Source organism: Actinoplanes sp. NPDC051388 (assembly GCF_055586225.1).
Window position 1 is genome coordinate 220322 of sequence record NZ_JBVJIP010000007.1, and the last position, 17889, is coordinate 238210.

18 protein-coding genes are annotated in these 17889 nt (G+C 72.3%); 10 read left to right on the forward strand and 8 right to left on the reverse strand.

What is annotated here, in order from left to right; translation table 11 throughout:
- Positions 1–20 precede the first annotated feature (20 nt).
- Complete coding sequence (locus tag ACZ6TI_RS19645; protein WP_465346515.1) at positions 21–962, reverse strand: NAD(P)-dependent oxidoreductase; 942 nt, start codon at positions 960–962, stop codon at positions 21–23.
- 21 nt (positions 963–983) lie between these two features.
- Positions 984–2222, reverse strand: a complete 1239-nt coding sequence (locus tag ACZ6TI_RS19650) for an NAD(P)/FAD-dependent oxidoreductase (protein WP_465346516.1) — start codon at positions 2220–2222, stop codon at positions 984–986.
- An 84-nt stretch (positions 2223–2306) separates the two neighbouring features.
- Here ACZ6TI_RS19650 and ACZ6TI_RS19655 point away from each other — a divergent pair, with 84 nt between their 5' ends.
- The 4 genes from ACZ6TI_RS19655 (at position 2307) to ACZ6TI_RS19670 (ending at position 6511) form a co-directional block, all read left to right on the forward strand.
- Complete coding sequence (locus ACZ6TI_RS19655) at positions 2307–2918, forward strand: helix-turn-helix transcriptional regulator (protein ID WP_465346517.1); 612 nt, start codon at positions 2307–2309, stop codon at positions 2916–2918.
- A 65-nt stretch (positions 2919–2983) separates the two neighbouring features.
- Positions 2984–3307: a hypothetical protein gene (locus ACZ6TI_RS19660; protein ID WP_465346518.1), complete on the forward strand. Its 324-nt coding sequence runs from the start codon at positions 2984–2986 to the stop codon at positions 3305–3307.
- Complete coding sequence (locus ACZ6TI_RS19665; RefSeq protein ID WP_465346519.1) at positions 3304–4959, forward strand: C1 family peptidase; 1656 nt, start codon at positions 3304–3306, stop codon at positions 4957–4959. Before ACZ6TI_RS19660 ends, ACZ6TI_RS19665 begins: the two co-directional genes overlap by 4 nt.
- A gap of 70 nt (positions 4960–5029) precedes the next feature.
- Positions 5030–6511, forward strand: coding sequence for a glycoside hydrolase family 43 protein (locus tag ACZ6TI_RS19670; RefSeq protein ID WP_465346520.1), 1482 nt, complete (start codon positions 5030–5032; stop codon positions 6509–6511).
- Here the strand turns inward: ACZ6TI_RS19670 and ACZ6TI_RS19675 are convergent.
- On the reverse strand, positions 6501–6830 hold the full coding sequence (locus tag ACZ6TI_RS19675; protein ID WP_465346521.1) for a nuclear transport factor 2 family protein: 330 nt from the start codon (positions 6828–6830) through the stop codon (positions 6501–6503). The genes ACZ6TI_RS19670 and ACZ6TI_RS19675 overlap by 11 nt on opposite strands.
- Positions 6831–6877: 47 nt before the next feature.
- On the opposite strand from ACZ6TI_RS19675, the gene ACZ6TI_RS19680 reads away from it, so the two are divergent.
- From ACZ6TI_RS19680 to ACZ6TI_RS19700, 5 genes are all read left to right on the forward strand, one after another.
- Complete coding sequence (locus tag ACZ6TI_RS19680; RefSeq protein ID WP_465346522.1) at positions 6878–7657, forward strand: MerR family transcriptional regulator; 780 nt, start codon at positions 6878–6880, stop codon at positions 7655–7657.
- A gap of 257 nt (positions 7658–7914) precedes the next feature.
- Complete coding sequence (locus ACZ6TI_RS19685) at positions 7915–9120, forward strand: serine hydrolase domain-containing protein (RefSeq protein WP_465346523.1); 1206 nt, start codon at positions 7915–7917, stop codon at positions 9118–9120.
- Between the two features lie 185 nt (positions 9121–9305).
- Complete coding sequence (locus tag ACZ6TI_RS19690) at positions 9306–10841, forward strand: phytoene desaturase family protein (protein ID WP_465346524.1); 1536 nt, start codon at positions 9306–9308, stop codon at positions 10839–10841.
- A 20-nt stretch (positions 10842–10861) separates the two neighbouring features.
- A complete protein-coding gene (locus ACZ6TI_RS19695; RefSeq protein WP_465346525.1) occupies positions 10862–11344 on the forward strand; it encodes a nucleoside deaminase in 483 nt (160 codons plus the stop codon).
- A gap of 97 nt (positions 11345–11441) precedes the next feature.
- A complete protein-coding gene (locus ACZ6TI_RS19700) occupies positions 11442–12323 on the forward strand; it encodes an alpha/beta fold hydrolase (protein ID WP_465346526.1) in 882 nt (293 codons plus the stop codon).
- Here the strand turns inward: ACZ6TI_RS19700 and ACZ6TI_RS19705 are convergent.
- The gene (locus ACZ6TI_RS19705; RefSeq protein ID WP_465346527.1) at positions 12305–13561 is read right to left on the reverse strand and encodes an outer membrane protein assembly factor BamB family protein; all 1257 of its coding nucleotides are present in this window, start codon (positions 13559–13561) and stop codon (positions 12305–12307) included. The genes ACZ6TI_RS19700 and ACZ6TI_RS19705 overlap by 19 nt on opposite strands.
- Before the next feature lie 109 nt (positions 13562–13670).
- Between ACZ6TI_RS19705 and ACZ6TI_RS19710 the strand changes: the two genes are divergently transcribed.
- The gene (locus ACZ6TI_RS19710; RefSeq protein ID WP_465346528.1) at positions 13671–14837 is read left to right on the forward strand and encodes a cellulose-binding domain-containing protein; all 1167 of its coding nucleotides are present in this window, start codon (positions 13671–13673) and stop codon (positions 14835–14837) included.
- Here ACZ6TI_RS19710 and ACZ6TI_RS19715 read toward each other — a convergent pair.
- Genes ACZ6TI_RS19715 through ACZ6TI_RS19730 form a run of 4 tightly spaced genes read right to left on the reverse strand, consistent with a single transcriptional unit; the run spans position 14834 to position 17528 of the window.
- Positions 14834–15517, reverse strand: a complete 684-nt coding sequence (locus tag ACZ6TI_RS19715; protein ID WP_465346529.1) for an SDR family NAD(P)-dependent oxidoreductase — start codon at positions 15515–15517, stop codon at positions 14834–14836. The genes ACZ6TI_RS19710 and ACZ6TI_RS19715 overlap by 4 nt on opposite strands.
- 10 nt (positions 15518–15527) lie before the next feature.
- The gene (locus tag ACZ6TI_RS19720) at positions 15528–16709 is read right to left on the reverse strand and encodes an RNA polymerase sigma factor (RefSeq protein ID WP_465346530.1); all 1182 of its coding nucleotides are present in this window, start codon (positions 16707–16709) and stop codon (positions 15528–15530) included.
- 3 nt (positions 16710–16712) lie between these two features.
- Positions 16713–17069 carry a YciI family protein gene (locus ACZ6TI_RS19725; RefSeq protein WP_465346531.1) on the reverse strand — a complete coding sequence of 119 codons (357 nt, stop codon included), beginning with the start codon at positions 17067–17069 and terminating at the stop codon, positions 16713–16715.
- A gap of 27 nt (positions 17070–17096) precedes the next feature.
- Positions 17097–17528: a DUF6069 family protein gene (locus ACZ6TI_RS19730; RefSeq protein WP_465346532.1), complete on the reverse strand. Its 432-nt coding sequence runs from the start codon at positions 17526–17528 to the stop codon at positions 17097–17099.
- Positions 17529–17889: the final 361 nt, after the last annotated feature.

A 17889-nucleotide genomic window follows, 5' to 3' on the forward strand; every position in this document is an offset into this window, starting at 1 on the left:
GTCCGCCACCACGCGAAGGCCTAGCGGTCTCTGCTGACCGTGTGTGACAGGGCGGCGCCGTCGCGCAGGGCGGCGTAGTTCTCCGCGATGCGCGCCGCCGCCCCGATCGGGCGTCCGCCGGCCGCGTGCGGGCTGACGATCACGTTCGGCTCGTCCCACAGGCCGGAGCCGACCGGCAGCGGCTCGGTCTCGAACACGTCCAGCGCGGCGCCGGCCAGGCGACCGCCCCGGATCGCGTCGAGCACCGCCCGTTCGTCCACTGTGGCGCCACGGCCGACGTTCACCAGCCAGGCGTGCGCCGGCAGCAGCGCCAGCCGCTCGGCGTCGAGGGCGTGCTCGGTCTCCGGCGTGGCGGGCAGGATCGAGATCAGCACGTCGGTCTCCGGCAGCAGGGCAGCCAGGTCGGCCTCGGTGACGACCGGGAAGCCGTGCCGCTCCCCCGCGCTGCGCGCGATGCCGGTGACCCGGGCGCCGAGCGCCGCGAGCAGCGGCGCGAGTGTGGCGGCGATCCCGCCGAAGCCCCAGACCGCGACCCGCGCGTCGCGCAGCGTCCGGAAGCTGCCCGGCTCGCTGACCGGCTGCAGGCCACCCCACTCCTGCGCCCAGCGGCGGCCGATCTGCGCGCGGACCAGCAGGTTGAGCCGCCGGGCCGCGGCCAGCGTGAGGGCCAGCGCGTGTTCGGCGACGGTCACGTCGTGCAGGCCGGTGCCGCCGGTGATCACGACCTCCGGCGCGAAGCCGGCCGCCAGCACCGCGTCCGGGCCGGCCGCGAGCGTCTGCACCCAGCGCAGGCCGGTCAGCCGCTCGGCCGCGTCCCGCAACTGCCACCCCGGGTTGCCCCACACCACGAGCGCCTCCGCGTCCGCGTGTTCGGCGGGGATCGGCTGGTCGATCGGGTAGACGATGCCCTCGATCCCGGCGGGCAGGTCGAGGTCGATGCTGTCCGGCAGCAGAAGCTTCATGCCGATCATGCTGCCACGGGCTCAGCGGGCCAGGCTCTCCAGCGGGATGTCGGGGTTCGCCAGGTCGGCCGGATCATGCTTGGCGCCGTTGAGGCCGGCCCGGATCAGGTCCTGGATCGCGTCGTTGACGTCCCAGACGTTGACGTTCATGCCCGCGGCGACCCGGCCGCCGACGGTCCAGAACGCGACGAACTCGCGCCCCTTCAGGTCGCCGCGCAGGACCACTTCGGCGTCGGCGCCGGGCGGGACCCAGCCGGCGTACTCCATGCCCAGGTCGTACTGGTCGGTGAAGAAGTAGGGCAGCCGGTGGTAGCTGACGTCCTCGCCGAGCATCGCGCGGGCCGCGGCCGGGCCGGCGTGCAGGGCGTTGCCCCAGTGCTCGACGCGGATCCGGGCGCCGAGCAGCGGATGGTCGACGTTCGCGACGTCGCCGGCCGCGAAGATGTCCGGGTCCGCGGAGCGCAGGGCGCTGTCCACCAGCACGCCGTTGTCCACCGGCAGCCCGGAGCGCTCGGCGAGGCCGGTGTTCGGCGCGGCGCCGACGGCGATCAGCACCAGGTCGGCGTCGAGCACCCGGCCGTCGCCCAGCACGACCTGCGAGACCCGGCCGTCGCCGCGCAGCTCGCGGGTGGTCGCGCCGAAGCGGAACTCCACGCCGTGCTCGCGGTGCAAATCCGCGAAGACGGTCGCCAACCGATCGCCCAGAACCCGTTGCAGCGGCAGGTCCGCGGTCTCCGCGACGGTGACGTGCGCGCCGCGGGAGCGGGCCGCGGCGGCGATCTCCAGGCCGATCCAGCCCGCGCCGATCACCACCAGGCGGGTGCCGTCGCCCACCGCCCGGGAGATCCGGTCGCTGTCCGCGAGGCTGCGCAATTCGAGTACGCCGTCCAGGCCGGCGCCCGGGATCGGCAGGGATCGCGGGGTGGCGCCGGTGGCGAGCAGCAGCTTGTGATAGCCGATCTCCGCGCCGCCGGCCAGCCGCACCCTGCGGGCGGGCCGATCCAGATCCTCGACCGTGGCGCCGGTGCGCAGGTCGACGTCGTGCGCGGCATACCAGCCGGCCTCGTGCACATAGACCGACTGCCGGTCGTCGGAGCCGAGCAGCAGTCCCTTGGAGAGCGGCGGACGCTCGTACGGTCGCTCGGACTCGGCGCCGAGCAGGACCACCCGGCCGGTGAATCCGTGGTCGCGCAGGGTCTCGGCGGCCTTGGCGCCGGCCAGCCCGGCGCCGACGATGACGAAGGTGCGCTGATCGGTCATGGGGTCCATCCCTTCCCGCGTCATTCCACCCTGCACCCCGCCCGGCGTAATTTCAATAGCGCTCGTTGGTGATAATCTGCCGCCATGGACGACCGCTGGAGCACCCTGGCGAAGCTGGTCGACGCCTCCCGCCGGGCGCTCTATGACTATGTGCGCAGGCAGGACCACCCGGTGGCGCGCGAGGAGGCGGCCGCGGCGACCGGCACGTCCCGCGGCCTGGCCGCTTTCCACCTCGACAAGCTGGTCGACGCCGGACTGCTCACCGCGCGCTACGAGGCGCCCGCCGACCGGCCGCGCGGCCGCGGCCGCACCCCGAAGGTCTACGAGCCGGTCGGCGACGGCCTCGCGGTCACGATGCCCGAGCGGCGGTACGAGCTGATCGCCGACATCCTCGCCGAGGCCGTGGACACCGGCCGGGCGCCGGCGCGGGTGGCCCGGCAGCGCGGCGCGGAGCTGGCCGCCCGGGGCGCCGACACGTTCGGCGCGCTCGCCGGGCTGGGCTTCGAGCCACACGTCAGCGGCACGGCCGTGCGGCTGCGCAACTGCCCGTTCCGAGCCGTGGCGGCCCGGCACACCGAGCTGGTCTGCGGGCTCAACCTCGAGTTCGTCACCGGGCTGCTCGCCGGGCGCGCCGACGCGCGCCTGGTCCCGCGCCCGGGCGCCTGCTGCGTCGAGGTGTCGACCGCCGGGGTGTGACGCTCCGCAGTCGGTGTTCGGACGCTTCGTGTTCGCCGGGCGTGCCCCGTCGCTAGGGTCGGCCCGTGACCGACGAATCGCAGGAACCGCTGACCGCCCGGGAGCTGCGTCGCGCCCTGGACGAGGCCGGCGCGCCCTGGCGGCTGGAGACCTCGACCGACGACGACGCGCAGCCACCGCGCTTCCCGGTCGGCGGCGCGCCGCCGCCGGACACCCCGCGGGGCGACGACGCCGAGCCGACCGACTTCCGCGCGCTGCTGCGCGAGAACCCGCCCGCCGACCCGGATCTGGCGCAGGCCTGCATCGAGGCCGGCCTGCTCGACCGGGACGCGGCCCCGGCGGCGCGACGCCGCCCGCCGGACCGGAGCGCGGACGAGGAGAAGCGATGAGCGTCGACTGGCGCAACCGGTTCGGCCGGAACTACATCACCACCGCAACGAACCAGGCCTGGACGAACTTCTGCTGGGGTTTCGCGCCGACCGCACTGGTCGAGGCGATGGTCCGGATCGAACACAACGTGTGGTGCGTGCGGTCCGAGGGCGACCTGATGAAGGGCATGCACTCGCACGCCTTCCAGGGCGGCTGGCCGGATCCGATGGTGTTCGACTTCTTCGTTTCCGACGGGCTGGCCGATCCCGACTGCTTCCCGTTCAGCGAGGTCGATTCGCCGTACACGCATCCGTACTCGGCGTCGGCGGACCGGCCGGGACGGGCGGTGCGCCTGCCCGCTCGCGCCCGGGCGGTGGCGAACGCCGACCAGAAGACCTGGCTCGACACGATCGGCCCGATCGTCGCCGCGTTCGACGTCTTCCAGGACTTCGACTGGTACTGGTTCGGCGGCTCCGGGGTCTACAAGCACGTCGCCGGCAGCCCGCGCGGCACCCACGTGGTGCTGATCGTCGGCTACGACGACGTGCAGGCGTGCTGGATCGCCAAGAACTCGTGGGGACCGGGCGGCGGCCAACAGGGCTTCTTCCGGATCGGCTTCGGCGAGTGCAACATCGACGCGTACCCGAAGTTCGGGCTGTCCGGCACCAACGCGGATCCGTGGTCCAAGCGGCGCGCACATGCCGGCGGGCTGATCCAGAGCGGCAACGGGCCCGGCCACCACAACTTCGAACTGGTCGTCCGCGACGGCGACCACTGCCGTCAGTACTTCTACGAGTTCAACCAGGCCAGCTGGGTGAAGCTCGGCCAGTTCGGCGACATCCACGTGGCCGGTGACGCGGATTTCGGCGCCCAGCCCGCGATGTCCTCGACCACCTACAACCGCAACTTCGAGCTGGTCACCCTGCGCACGCCCGGCGGCCTGCGGCACTGGACCTTCCGGCAGGGCGTGGGGTCGTGGAACTGCAGCACGGCGGGGTCGCAGGGCTTCGGCCCGGCGGACGCGACCGGCACGCCGGGCTTCGTGCAGTCCAACCGCGGCGCGCCCGGCGACTTCGAGGTCGTGGTCGGCACCTCGGCCGGCACCCTGGCGCACTGGACCCGGCAGAACAGCCCGCCCTGGGACCGGCCGCCGGGCCAGTGGTTCGAGCGTGCCCGGTTCGGCGTCGCGGTGCGCCACAGCGGCCCGGCGCTGGTGCAGTCCCGGCAGGGCATCGGCGACCGCGCCGAGAACGGGCAGGGCCGCCTGGAAGTGGTGTGCGTCCTGCAGACCGGCCAGTTGCAGCACTGGGCCCGCGATCCCGGCCCGGCGACGCCGTGGCTGCCGATCGCGACCTTCGGGTCCGGCGCCGACGGCCCGCCGTTCATGATCGAGGGGAACCTGGGCGCGACGCAGACCGACGTCGGCGCGTTCGAGCTGGTCGTCGTCGCCGGTCAGCAGGTGCAGCACTGGCGGCGGCCGAACGTGCCGGGCGCCGGCTGGTCGCCGGCCGGCACCTTCGCGTCCGGCGTAGCCGAGGTCGTCGGGCTGCTCCAGGCGAGCTACGGGTTCGACCTCGAGGTGGTGCTGCGGCACACCGACGGGTCACTCACGCACTGGTTCAGCGACACGCCCAACCCCGGCTGGTTCCACTGGAGCGATCTGCCCGCCTGAGGCAAGCCTGTCCGGCGGCCCATCGGCTAACATCGGACTTCATCTATCTCTCGGTATCTCCGGAGGAAGCGTGAAGCAGACCGGTCGTGTCGCCGTCGGAGCCCTCGTCGCCCTGCTCGCCGTCACCTCGCCCGCCGGTCCCGCCTTCGCGGCGCTGCCGGAATACAGCACGGCCGAAGCGGGCAACCCGTTCGCCGACGGCTGGTACGCGGACCCGGACGTGGCGATCTACAACGACCGTTTCTACGTCTTCCCCACCGCCTCCCGCCCGTACGCCGAACAGACCTACCTCGACGCCTTCTCCTCGACCGACCTGATCACCTGGACCAGGCACCCGAACGTCCTCACCACCGCGAACGTGAGCTGGGCGCGCTACGCTGTCTGGGCGCCCGCCCCGATCCAGCGCAACGGCCGCTACCACCTCTATTTCGCGGCCAACGACATCCAGAGCAACGACGCCCTCGGTGGCATCGGCGTGGCCGTCGCGGACCGGCCGGAAGGCCCCTACACCGACGCGATCGGCCGCCCGCTGATCGGGCAGTTCGTCAACGGCGCACAGCCGATCGACCAGGACGTGTTCATCGACGACGACGGTCAGGCATACATCTACTACGGCGGCTGGGGACACGCCAACGTGGCCAGGCTCAACGCCGACATGACCAGCCTGGGCCGGTTCGACGACGGCAGCACCTTCAAGGAGATCACGCCGTCGGGCTACGTCGAGGGTCCGCAGATGTTCAAGCGCAACGGCCGGTACTACCTGATGTGGTCGGAGGGCGGCTGGACCGGCCCGGACTACTCGGTCGCCTATGCCGTCGCGGACTCACCCACCGGACCGTTCACCCGCCTCGACAAGGTGCTCGCGCAGGACGCCGCGGTGGCCCGTGGCGCCGGGCACAACGCGGTGCTCAACATCCCCGGCACCGACACCTGGTACATCGTCTATCACCGGCGGCCGCTGAGTCAGACCGACGGCAACGCCCGCCAACTCGCCTACGACCGGATGCACTTCAACCCGGACGGCACCATCCGGCGGGTCACCATGCTGGTGAAGGACAACTTCGAAGACGGCAACGCGTTCGGCCGGCGCACGTTCGGCGGGTCCTGGTCGGTGTCCGGCGGGCAATACCGCACCACCGCCTCGTACGGCGGGAAGTCGCTTCTCGACGACAACCACGGGAACGCGCACCATGAGGCCGACGTGACCGTCACCGCCGGGACGGGTGACGCCGGGCTGGTCTTCCGCGCCACCTCCGCGGCGGTCGGCGCGGACAGCTACCGCGGCTACTACGCCGGCATCACCCCGGCCGGACGGGTCATCCTGGGCAAGGCGAACAACAACTGGACGCAGCTCGGCTCGGCGCCGCTGACCGTCACCCCGGGCGTCCGGTACCGGCTGCGGGTCGAGGCGGCCGGCACCACGCTGCGGGTCTTCGTGAACGACGCCCTGAAGATCACGGTCACCGACGGCTCCTATGCCTCGGGCGCCTCCGGGGTGCGCGTCTACAACGCCGCGGCCGCTTTCGACAACCTGGTGATCACTAACCGATGACGAGCTCGGCGATCTCCGCACCGCGCAGGGTGAAGGTCTGATCGAGGTCGACGACGTTGCCGGGAAAGTCGCCCTCGAGGTGGATCGTCACGACCCACACCCGCGCGGACCGCCGGTCGACGCCGGTGACCTCGGAGGTGTAGGTGAACTCGGACGCGGCCGCGTGGCGCCAGGCCCGGATCTCGCCGATGCCGCGGTAGGTCTTGCCCTCGTCGGTGACGAGGGCATCAGCGGCGAAGGGTGCGACCGCGGCGTCGAAGTCACGCCGGTCGGTCGCCTCGAGATAGGTGCGGACGGGAGCGGGAAGTTGATCGGTCATGGGCCGATCGTGGACCCTCCCGCGGGGAGAGGGTGAAGACTCGACCCGTGCCTGTTTCGCTCACCATCGGCGAGTTCGCTCAGCTCACCCACCTGAGCATCCGCACGCTGCGCCGCTACCACGAGAGCGGGCTGCTCGCGCCGGCCCGGGTCGACGACCACACCGGCTATCGCTACTACGACGCCGCTCAGATCCCGGCGGCGCAGGTGATCCACCGCCTCCGCGAGCTGGACGTGCCGCTCGCCGACGTGCGGCACATCATGGCCACCCCCGATCCGGCCGAGCGGTCCGGCCTGATCGCCGGCCACCTGCGGCGGCTGGAGGAGCAGCTGGAACGCACCCGCGCCGCGGTGACGTCGCTGCACCGGCTGCTGCGGCCGGATCCGCCTGCCCTGGGCGTCGAGCTGCGCCGGGTGCCGCCGCTGACGGTCGCCGCGGTCGCCGACACGGTCGATCTGGCCGACGTGCTGAGCTGGTACTCCGGGGCGATGGCCGAACTGGACGCCGCGGTGCCGGAGCCGGCCGGGCCGCCGGGCGGGGTCTACGACAACGAGCTGTTCACCGCCGGGCGCGGCCACGTGCTGGTCTACCTGCCCGTTCCGGAGGGCGCGACGACGCTGCCCGAGGCCGAGCTGGCGGTCGCCGTGCACGCCGGCGAGCACGACACGATCGACGTGACCTACGGCGAGCTGGGCCGCTGGGTCGCCGAGCACGCGCTCGCCGTGGCCGGCCCGATCCGCGAGCGCTACCTGTGCGGGCCGCGCGACACCGCGGACAGCTCGGCCTGGCGCACCGAGATCGGCTGGCCGGTGTTCCGGATCAGCTGAGCAGAGCGCTGAAGACCACCGACGCCGGGCGAGCTGTCCGCGGTAGCGCAGGATGCCCGGCGGCCGGGAGTCGCGGCGCAGCACGTGGGTGAGGTCGGCCGGTGTCTCGCCGTCGAACGGGCCGGTCACCGTCCGCATCAGACAATCATGCCGGGCGACGGCTCAGCTGAGGGGTCCGGTCTGGTAGTGCCAGCGGTACCTCGTTCCGGTAGCAGGCGGGATGGGACCCGGCGGAGATCGTCAATAGCGTTCCTCCCATGAAGACATCGAAGAGAGTCATCGGCGTCGCCGCCGTCGCGACCGCTCTGGCCGTGTCCGCCGTTCCGGTCGCCGAGGCGGGCACCGGGCACGGCCACCGCCTCCAGCAGACTCTGCAGCGGGACGCGGACGCGATGCTGATCCAGGGCGCGCCGGGCGTGCTCGCCGAGCTGGACACCACGCGCGGCGACATCCGGGTCCGGAGCGGGTTCGGCGACGTCGAGGCGGGCACGCCGGTGCCGTGGGACGCGAAGTTCCGGATCGGCAGCTACACCAAGACCTTCGTCTCGGCCACCGTGCTGCAACTGGTCGGCGAGCGCCGGCTGGCACTGGACGACAGCGTCGACAAATGGCTGCCCGGCGTGGTGCGCGGCAACGGCAACGACGGCCGCAAGATCACCGTGCGCCAGGTGCTGCAGCACACCAGCGGCCTACCCGAATATCTGGCCGGGCTGCCCGACCTGTTCACCGAGGAGGGCTTCCAGCGCACCCGCTTCGACACCCTCACGCCGGAGCAGGCGATCACCCTCGCGATGAAGTTCGAGCCCGAGTTCGCGCCCGGCACCAGCTGGAGCTACTCCAACACCAACTACATGCTGGCCGGCATGATCATCGAGCGGGTCAGCGGGCACGCCTGGCAGCAGGAGGTCCAGCGCCGCATCATCAAACCCCTCAACCTGAGAAACACCTTCACCCCGGGTACGGACCACCGCATCCCGGACCCGCACGCGGTGGGCTACGAGCGCTTCCCCGGCGAGGGCGCCACCCCGGACGACCCCCGGTACGGCGAGCCGATCGACGCCACCGAGCTGAACCCGTCCTGGGGCGGCGCGGCCGGCGAGATGATCAGCACACCGAGCGACGCCAACCGGTTCCTCCGTGCCCTGCTCGGCGGCCGGGTGCTGCGTCCGGCCCAGCTCGCCGAGATGACCCGCACGGTGCCGACCAGCGACGAGTTCCGCTCGAACTGGCCCGGCGCCCGCTACGGCCTCGGCCTGATGTACGTGCCGAACGACTGCGGCGGGTCGTGGTCCCACGGCGGCGACATCATGGGCTTCATGACCCGCAACGGCGCCACCCGCGACGGCTCTCGCAGCGTCACGATCACGCTCAACACCGACTCGCTGAAGCCGCTGCCGGGCGCGCCGGAGCGGACCACCGACCTGACCATCCCGCTGATCAACCACGCCCTCTGCGGCCGCTGATCCACGATCGAGGCCGGGACCCGAGGGGGGTCCCGGCCTCCAGGCTGTGCGCATCCGGACGTGGCGGGTGCGCTGCGCACCGGGCTCAACTGCTCGTCAAACGTTTGCGCACCGATTTCGAAAGAACGAAAATATTCGCTGGCTGAGGCCTATGCAAACGACTGCGGTTGTTGCACGATCGGGCGATGGCGATCCTCGAGGAAGCGGATGTCGTGGTCATCGGCGCCGGGCACAACGGGCTGGTCTGCGCCGGCTACCTGGCCGAGGCCGGGCTCAGCGTGCAGGTGCTGGAGGCCGGGCGGCTGCCCGGCGGGAACACGGTGACCGAGGAGCTCACGCTGCCCGGCTTCGCGCACGACTCCTGCTCGTCGGCGCACGTGCTGATCCAGTCGAACCCGCTGCTCGCCGACGACGAGCTCGGTCTGCTCTCCCGCTGGGGCCTGCGATATGTGCACACCGACCCGGCGGTGGTGCTGCCGCGCGCCGACGGCGACCCGATCGTCGTGCACCGCGACCTGGACGCCACGGCGGACGAGATCGCCCGCTGGTCGCCGGACGACGCGAAGGCGTTCCGCACGCTGATCGAGGAGTGGACCGGCGGTCTGGGGGCGGTGCACGGGCGCTGGTCGTCCGGCTTCGACCTGGGTGATTCGGCGGGGGCCCGCGCGTACCGGGAATTGCGGGCCGATTCGGCCTGGAACGTCGTGCACGAGCGCTTCGCCCACCCGGCGACCCGCGATCTGATGTTGTGGTTCTCGCTGGCGACCATCCAGGATCCGCGCCGGCCGGGCACCGGTGTGCTGCCCTCCTCGATCGCGGCCGGGCGCCTGCGGTTCGGCTGGTCCACCCCGGTCGGCGGGTCCGGCGCGCTGCCGGCCGCGCTGATCCGCCTGCTCGAGGCGCGCGGCGGCGCGATCGAGTGCGACGCCGCGGCCGGCCACGTCGAGGTGCGCGACGGGCGGGCGGTGGCCGTCGACACCACCGACGGGCGCCGGGTGCGGGCCCGCCGGGCGGTGGTCACCAGCGGCCATCTGACGAAGCTGCCGGAGATGCTCGACGACGTGCCGGACGATCTGGCCGCGGCCCGCGCCGCCTGGCGGCCCGGGCTGAGTGTCTTCGCGGTGCACGCCGCGCTGCGCGGCAACCTCACCTTCGAGGGCGCTCCCCCGGCGGCCGCGGCCGGGCTCGGCGGCGCCGCCGGCATCGCGCGCCAGCTGGACGCCTTCCACCGCGGCGAGACCGACGCGACCGACCCATGGCTGCTGGTGGTGAACCAGACCGTGGTCGATCCGACCCGCGCGCCCGAGGGCGCCGGCACTTTCAAGATCCTCACGGTGGCGCCGTGGGAGCGCGCCGACGGCCGCCCCTGGTCCGAGGCCAAGGACGAGTACGCCGAGCAGATCGTCCAGCTGGTCCGAGCCCGCGCCGGCGGCCTGGACCCGGACGACATCCTGGCGATGCGCGCCGAGTCCCCGGTCGACGTGGCCGCGCACAACACCCACAACCTGGGCGGTTCCTGCCACGGCGGCGAGTTCCAGCTGCCCGGCGGCGACTGGCTGGTCGGCTGGCCCGACTACGCCACGTCGATCGACGGCCTGTTCCTGACCGGTTCGACCAGCCACCCCGGCGGCAGCGTCAGCGGCCGCCCGGGCCGCAACGCCGCCCGCTCGGTGCTGAGCGCTCTCGATCTGGACCCGGCCGCCGTGATGGGCCCGCGCTGACCATCGTCTAGGGTCTTGCGATGACGACGGATCCGCGCGATCTCGCGCATTTGCGGCGCTGCCTGGAGCTCGCCGACGAGGCCCTGGCGAGTGGCGACGACCCCTTCGGCTCGGTGCTGGCCGGCCCGGACGGCGAGCAGTTGGCCGAGGGCCACAACCTGGAGACCACCTCCGCCGACCCGACCGCGCATCCCGAGCTGGCCCTCGCGCAGTGGGCGGTGGCCAACCTGTCGCCCGCCGACCGGGCCGCGTCGACCGTCTACACCTCCGGCGAGCACTGCCCGATGTGCGCCGCCGCGCACGCCTGGGTCGGACTCGGCAAGATCGTCTACGCGGCGTCCAGCAGCCAGCTCGCGGGCTGGCGGGCCGGCTGGGGATTGCCCGCCGGGCCGGTGGCCGCGCTGCCGATCGGGGTGGTCGCGCCCGGCATCACCACGGTCGGCCCGGTCGCGCCGTTCGACGAGCAGATCCGGTTGCTGCACGAGCGCGCCGCGCTGCGCTGATCCCTGCTTCCGCAGGACGACCTTCACCCGGGAGGTCGTCGTGGAGGACCCGGCCGGTTGGCCACTTTCTGTCGGACCCCGCCCGTATTCTCGTCGCATGACCGAACCGCAGACGCACACTCTCTCCGTGCCGGGCGCCGACCTGGTCTATGACGTGCGGGGCCCGGTCCCGCCGGCGGACGGGCAGCCGGTGCTGCTGATGATCGGCCAGCCGATGTCGGCCGAGGGCTTCACCGCGCTCGCCCCGCATTTCGCCGATCGCACGGTCGTCACCTACGACCCACGCGGGCTCGGGCGCAGCAAGCGCACCGACGGCCGGCTCGACAACACGCCGCAGCAGCAGGCGGCCGACCTGCACCTGCTGATCGAGGCGCTCGGCGCCGGCCCGGTCGACCTGTTCGGCAGCAGCGGCGGCGCGGTGACCGGCCTCGAGCTGGTCGCCACCCACCCCGGCGACGTCCGCACGCTGGTGGCGCACGAGCCGCCGATCAACGCCGCGCTGCCCGACGCCGCGGCCGCCGAGCGGGCCCGGGCCGGTTTCCACGAGGCCTACCAGGCGCGGGGCAGCGGCGCGGGGATGGCCGCGTTCATCGCGATGACGTCCTGGCAGGGCGAGTTCACCGACGAGTTCTTCGCCCAGCCGGCGCCCGACCCGGCGACGTTCGGCATGCCGGCCGACGACGACGGCACCCGCGACGACCCGCTGCTGTCGAAGCACTCGTGGGCGATCTCCGACTACCGCCCCGACGCGGCCGCGCTGACCGCCGCGCCCACCCGCATCGTGATCGCGGTCGGCGAGGAGTCCGCGGGGACCTACACGGCACGCACGGCCTTGGGCATGGCGGCGTTGCTCGGCCAGGAGGCGACGGTCTTCCCGAGCCACCACGGCGGCTTCCTCGGCGGCGAGTTCGGTTATGCGGGCAAGCCCGAGGAGTTCGCGGTCAAGCTGCGCGAGGTGCTTCAGGACCCGACGGCGTAAATGCCGTAGGTGCCCTGTTCGACGCCGCCCTTCTCGGTGAAGGTGACCGCGTGCCGGTCGTCCACGGCCTTCAGGGCGCCGGGCAGGCCGGCGGTGACTCCGGTGCAGAGAGCGTCGGCCCCTCGCACCAGCAGCGGGCGGCAGGCGCCGCTGCCCGCGACGACGGTGGTGGTCACCGTGTCGCCGGTGCGGGTCACCGCCAGCGCCTCGTCACCGCCGATCTCGGCCGGCGCCTGGCAGGCGAACAGCGCCTCGGTGCGCCGGCATCCGAAGAGGCTCCCGGGCGCCGTGCCGACCTCCCGGCCGGTGGCGAGGTCGGCGAAGACGGTCGAGCTTCCCCGCCGCACGACCGCCGTGTCATCGTCGGCGAACACGATCCGGCCGGGCAGTTCCCACTTCGCCCGGCCGGTCCGCAGGTCCAGTGCGGACGCGGTGGCCGGCGCGCGGAGCGACTCCTTGGCCGGCAACTTCGGCCGGTCGACGAGCGCCAGATCACCGGCGATCGCCCGGGGTGAGGCGCCCTTCGCGACCCATCGCTGCCGTCCGGTGGCCGGGTCGAAGGCGATCGTCCGGGTCGCGGTGGTGCCCTTGTCGACGTGCAGGGACTCGATCTCGACCAGGACCGTGGACTCGGCGGCCGGGCCGGCCAGCATCACGTTCATCCGGGTCCACGGGCAGGTGCAGCGCGACTCGCGCTGCACCGGGATGCGCCAGAGCGGGCGGCCGTCCCGGCCGGAGAGGCCGAGCAGGCCGTCCTCGACGTCGTCGCCGCCCAGCTTGCGCTCGGAGGTGACCACGACCGACCAACCGCCGGCCGGATCGCCCACCACGGTCGGTGAGAGTCCGTGGAACTCGGCGCCGCCGCCACCCGGCACCTTCTCGCCGGCGGTGGCCGACCAGCGCAGCTTGCCGGTCGCGGCGTCGTGCACGGCGAGCCGGTCGCGGCCTTTCTTGCCCGGCACATAGCCGGTCGCGAGCAGGGCGTCGCCGACCAGCTGAACGGACCGCACCCGATCGAGCGGCGCCTTGGTGGCGGGCTTCGGGTGATGGGAGGCGCTCTCCAGCGTCCACAGCGGAGCGGCTCCGAGGCGGAGCGCGGGCGCCGGTGCGGCAGAGAGTGCCACCGAGGCGGACGGTCGGGTGGGCGGCGGGACGGGCGGCGGCTCATCGGAGGAGGACGAGCACGACGTCAGCAGCAAAGCACCGGCGACCAGGGCCGCCGTCATTCGTACCCGCATGATCTCTCCCCGTCCGATCGTCACGCGGACGCGGAGCCTACCGGGATCCCGGCCCATGGCGGGTCCCCATTTATTGATAGACGTCGATGCTGGCTCTAGTATGGCTGGAATGCAGACAAAGTATGCGCACTTCACAGCGGCTGCGTTGATCGCAGCAGGAAGCATCGCCGTCGCCGCAGCACCCGCCCAGGCCGCCGCGGCCGGGTGCCGGGTGGACTACGCGGTGGCCAGCCAGTGGGGCGGCGGCTTCACCACGAACGTTCAGGTCACCAACGTCGGCGACCCGATCACCGGCTGGCAGCTGACCTTCGCGTTCGGCGGCGGGGAACGGGTCGTCCAGGGCTGGAACGCGACCGTCACCCAGTCCGGCGCCCAGGTGACCGCGGCCAACGCGTCCTACAACGGCGCGCTGGCCACCGGCGCGAGCACGAGCTTCGGCTTCCAGGCGAGCGTCTCCACCACCCACACGCCGCCGACGGCCTTCGCGGTGAACGGCGTGGCCTGCACCGGAGCAGTGCCGCCGAGCACTCCCCCGGCCGACGGCTGGAACCCGCCTAGCAACCTGGTGACCGCACTGAACCAGGTCTGGCAGCACCAGGAGAGCACCTACCCCAACCTGTACGGGTTCCGGAACTACGGCTGGGACCAGGTGTTCGCCAACGGCGGCTACCTCAACTACTGCGTCCGCTGGGACTCCGCGGCGCACGTGACGGCCGCCCAGCGCGACGCCATCCACGCGGCGTTGAAGCGCCAGGTCAAGAAGTGGATGGACGTGCTGGCCGGGCACAACGGCTGGCCGTACGCCGAGGTGCCGGTGAACGTGGTCGGCTGGGCGGTGCGCGACCGGGCGCAGCTGGAGTGGACGGACAGCTCGGTGGACATCTACGTCAACGACATCAACGAGAACGCGCCGCAGTGCTCGCGGCCGTGCGGTCGGTTCTTCAACCAGTCCGGCAGCTACCCCAACTGCCCGGGCGGCGCGGCCCACCACTACGACCAGTCACTGTGGCTGACCGCCGGCTTCGGTGGCGGTGCGGGCGGCGACTGGGGTCAGCGGGTCGGCAGCGAATACTTCGTCGGCGCGCTCAACCAGGAGAACATCCACATCTTCCTGCACGAGGTGGGCCACACGTTCGGCCTGGACGACTTCTACGACTGGAGCCCGGACGTCGGCGGCTTCCTGATGAAGGCCGGCAGCGCCACCCAGATCACCGAGTTCGACAAGTGGATGTTCCGCGACTGGTGGCGGCACCTCAAGTCCCGCTACGGCCTTTAATACGTGGCTCGGCCGCCGCTGATGTCGTACACCGCGCCGGTCGAGAAGCTGACCCGGTCGGAGGTGAGCCAGGCGATCAGCTCGGCCACCTCCTCGGGCCGGCCCACCCGCTTCATCGGGATCAGGCTGACGATGTGCGCGAGCGCGTCCGGGCCGGTGGTGGCGTTCATCGGGGTCTCGATCACCGCCGGGGCGATGGCGTTGGCCAGCACGCCGCTGGTGGCCAGCTCCTTGCCCAGCGACTTGGTCAGGGCGATCACCGCGGCCTTCGACGCCGAATAGGCCGACATCGCGGGGTTGCCGTCCTTGCCGGCCATGCTGGCGATGTTCACGATGCGTCCCCAGCCGCGCTCGCGCATGCCCGGGACGAACGCCTTGCAGGTGTTGAAGGTGCCGCGCACGTTCACCGCGAAGGTGCGCTCCCAGCCGTCCAGCGGCATCTCCCAGAGCGGCACGTTGGGTCCGACGATGCCGGCGGAGTTGACCAGGATGTCCACCGGGCCGAGGCGGGCGGCCGCGTCGCGTACCGAAGACTCGTCGGTGACGTCGACCCGCAGATCCGCGCCGCCGGCGATGTCCAGGGTGACCACCCGCACGCCGTCCTCGGCCAGGCGCGCGGCGGCGGCCGCGCCGAGTCCGCTCATGCCGCCGGTGACCACCGCGGTCCGCGAATCGCTCATGAGAGCGAACTTAGCCGAGAGTGGCGCGGCGGGACTCGAGGAAGTTCCGCTCGGTCTCGTTGCCGGCCAGCGCGATCGCCTCGTCGTAGGCGACCGCGGCCTCGGCCGCGCGGCCGAGCCGGACCAGCAGGTCGGCCCGGGTGGCCGGCAGCAGGTGGTAGCCGGGCAGCTCGACCGACTCCAGCGCGGCCAGCGCCATGGCCGGCCCGTGCACCTCGGCGACCGCGACCGCGCGGTTGAGCGCGACCACCGGCGACGGCATCAGCGCCTGCAGCTGGTCGTAGAGGGCCAAGACCTGGGCCCAGTCGGTGGCGGCCCCGTCGGTGTGCACCGCGTTGATCGCGGCCTGAATCTGGTACGGCCCCGGCCGGTCCCGCCGCAGACAGCGCCGCACCAGCTCGTGCCCCTCGGCGATCAGCGCGCGGTTCCAGAGCGACCGGTCCTGGTCCGGCAGCAGCACCAGCTCGCCGTCCGGACCGGTCCGGGCCGGCCGCCGCGCCTCGGTGAGCAGCAGCAGCGCGAGCAGGCCCAGCACCTCGGGCTCGTCCGGCATCAGCGCGGCCAGCTCGCGGGCCAGCCGGATCGCCTCGGCGCAGAGGTCGGTGCGGATCAGCGACCCGCTGGTCGCCGCGTAACCCTCGTTGAAGATCAGGTAGAGCACGGTGAGCACCGGCGGCAACCGGTCCGGCAGTTCTTCCTCGGCCGGCACCCGATAGGGAATGCCGGCATCGCGGATCTTCTTCTTGGCGCGCACGATGCGCTGGGCGATGGTCGCCTCCGGTACGAGGTACGCCCGCGCGATCTCCGGCACCTCGAGCCCGCCGAGCAGTCGCATGGTGAGCGCCGCGCGGGCGTCCGGGGACAGCGCCGGGTGGCAGCAGGTGAAGATGAGCCGGAGCTGGTCGTCGCGCACCGGACCCACCTCCTGTGGTTCGCCCTGCTGGTGCAGCAGCATCGCCTGGGCGTGCCGGGCCTCGCGGGTCGACTCGCGGCGGAGCCGGTCGATGGCCCGGTTGCGTGCGGTGGTGACGATCCAGGCGCCCGGGTTGGGCGGCAGCGTCTCCCACTTCTCCAGGGCGACCGCAAAGGCGTCCTGGACGGCCTCCTCGGCGAGGTTGATGTCGCCGAGGAGGCGGACGAGCGTGGCCACGCAGCGGCCGTACTCGGCTCGGTAGACGGTGTCCAGATCCATGGCTCAGTTGTCGGGCTCGTCCTCGAAGGGCCGCACCTCGACCGGTTCCAGGCAGGCCTCCGCGCACTTGCGTGCCCAGGTCAGCGCCTCGTCGAGGTCGGCGCAGCGCAGCACCCAGAACCCGCCGAGCTGCTCCTTCGTCTCGGCGAACGGCCCGTCGGTCATGGTCGTCGCGCCGGCCTGCGCTCGCAGCACCGTGGCCGTCTCCGGCGGCAGCAGCCCACCGCCGAAGACCCACACGCCGGCCGCCCGCATCTCGTCGTTGACCTTCCCGACCTCGCCGCGGAGGGCATCCGCGTCCGGGTCGCCGGGTCGCGCCGGTCCATAGTTGTGCTGCACGGCGATCAGATACTGCTTCATGGTCCTCCCCCTCGGTCGAGAGCATTCTCAGGCGGACAGGCGGCGCGCGATCGCGGGAACCACGATGACAGCCGCGACAATGTGGGTCAGCATCAGGAGGGCCTTGGTGGCCGGCGCGGCGTCGGCGATCAGGTCCGGCACCAGCGACAGGACGGTCAGCACGACGGTGGTGCGGACGAAGGCGCGGCGCGGGCTCCGCGCGAAGCGCCACAGGGCGATCGCGAGCACCAGGCCGACGATGGAGAACACGGCGGTCAGGGTGGCGAAGCCGGCGACCGGGATCGGCGCGCCGCTCACATCCAGGCTCACCCCCGCGGCGTGGCCGGCGGCGGCGACGGCCATGGTCGCGACGCTGGCGACGGCCGTGGCGGCGACGCCGGTCAGGGCCAGCTTGCCGAGGCCCGTGCGGGCGGTGCGAGTGGTCCGGACGGTGGTCGTGGGGTTGGCGGTCGTGGTCATCGTGGCCTCCGGTGATGGAACCGGGCCGGCTCGGTGCCGGCCTCTCACTATGGCTACGAAGGGCCGCCGCCCGGATCGACATCTCCGCTAAGATAACTTTGGGTGACCGGCGTCCGCGCTTGTCGTGACCGTTTCGCGGGCTACTCCAAATCGACGAAACGATCTACCTAAGCGAAACCGTTGCAGATCGATGGACGACGTTCTGGAAGATCCATTGACAATTGTTCCGCACAGCCTCTGATCTGGCGCTTCTTTCCATTGCGCCGGTTCACCTCGGCCGACCGGAAAAGATCATTTGGACCGGCAGGAAAGACACCCCGCCGGTCGGCCCGGAATTGAAGACGATCAGCAGGTCGTCAGC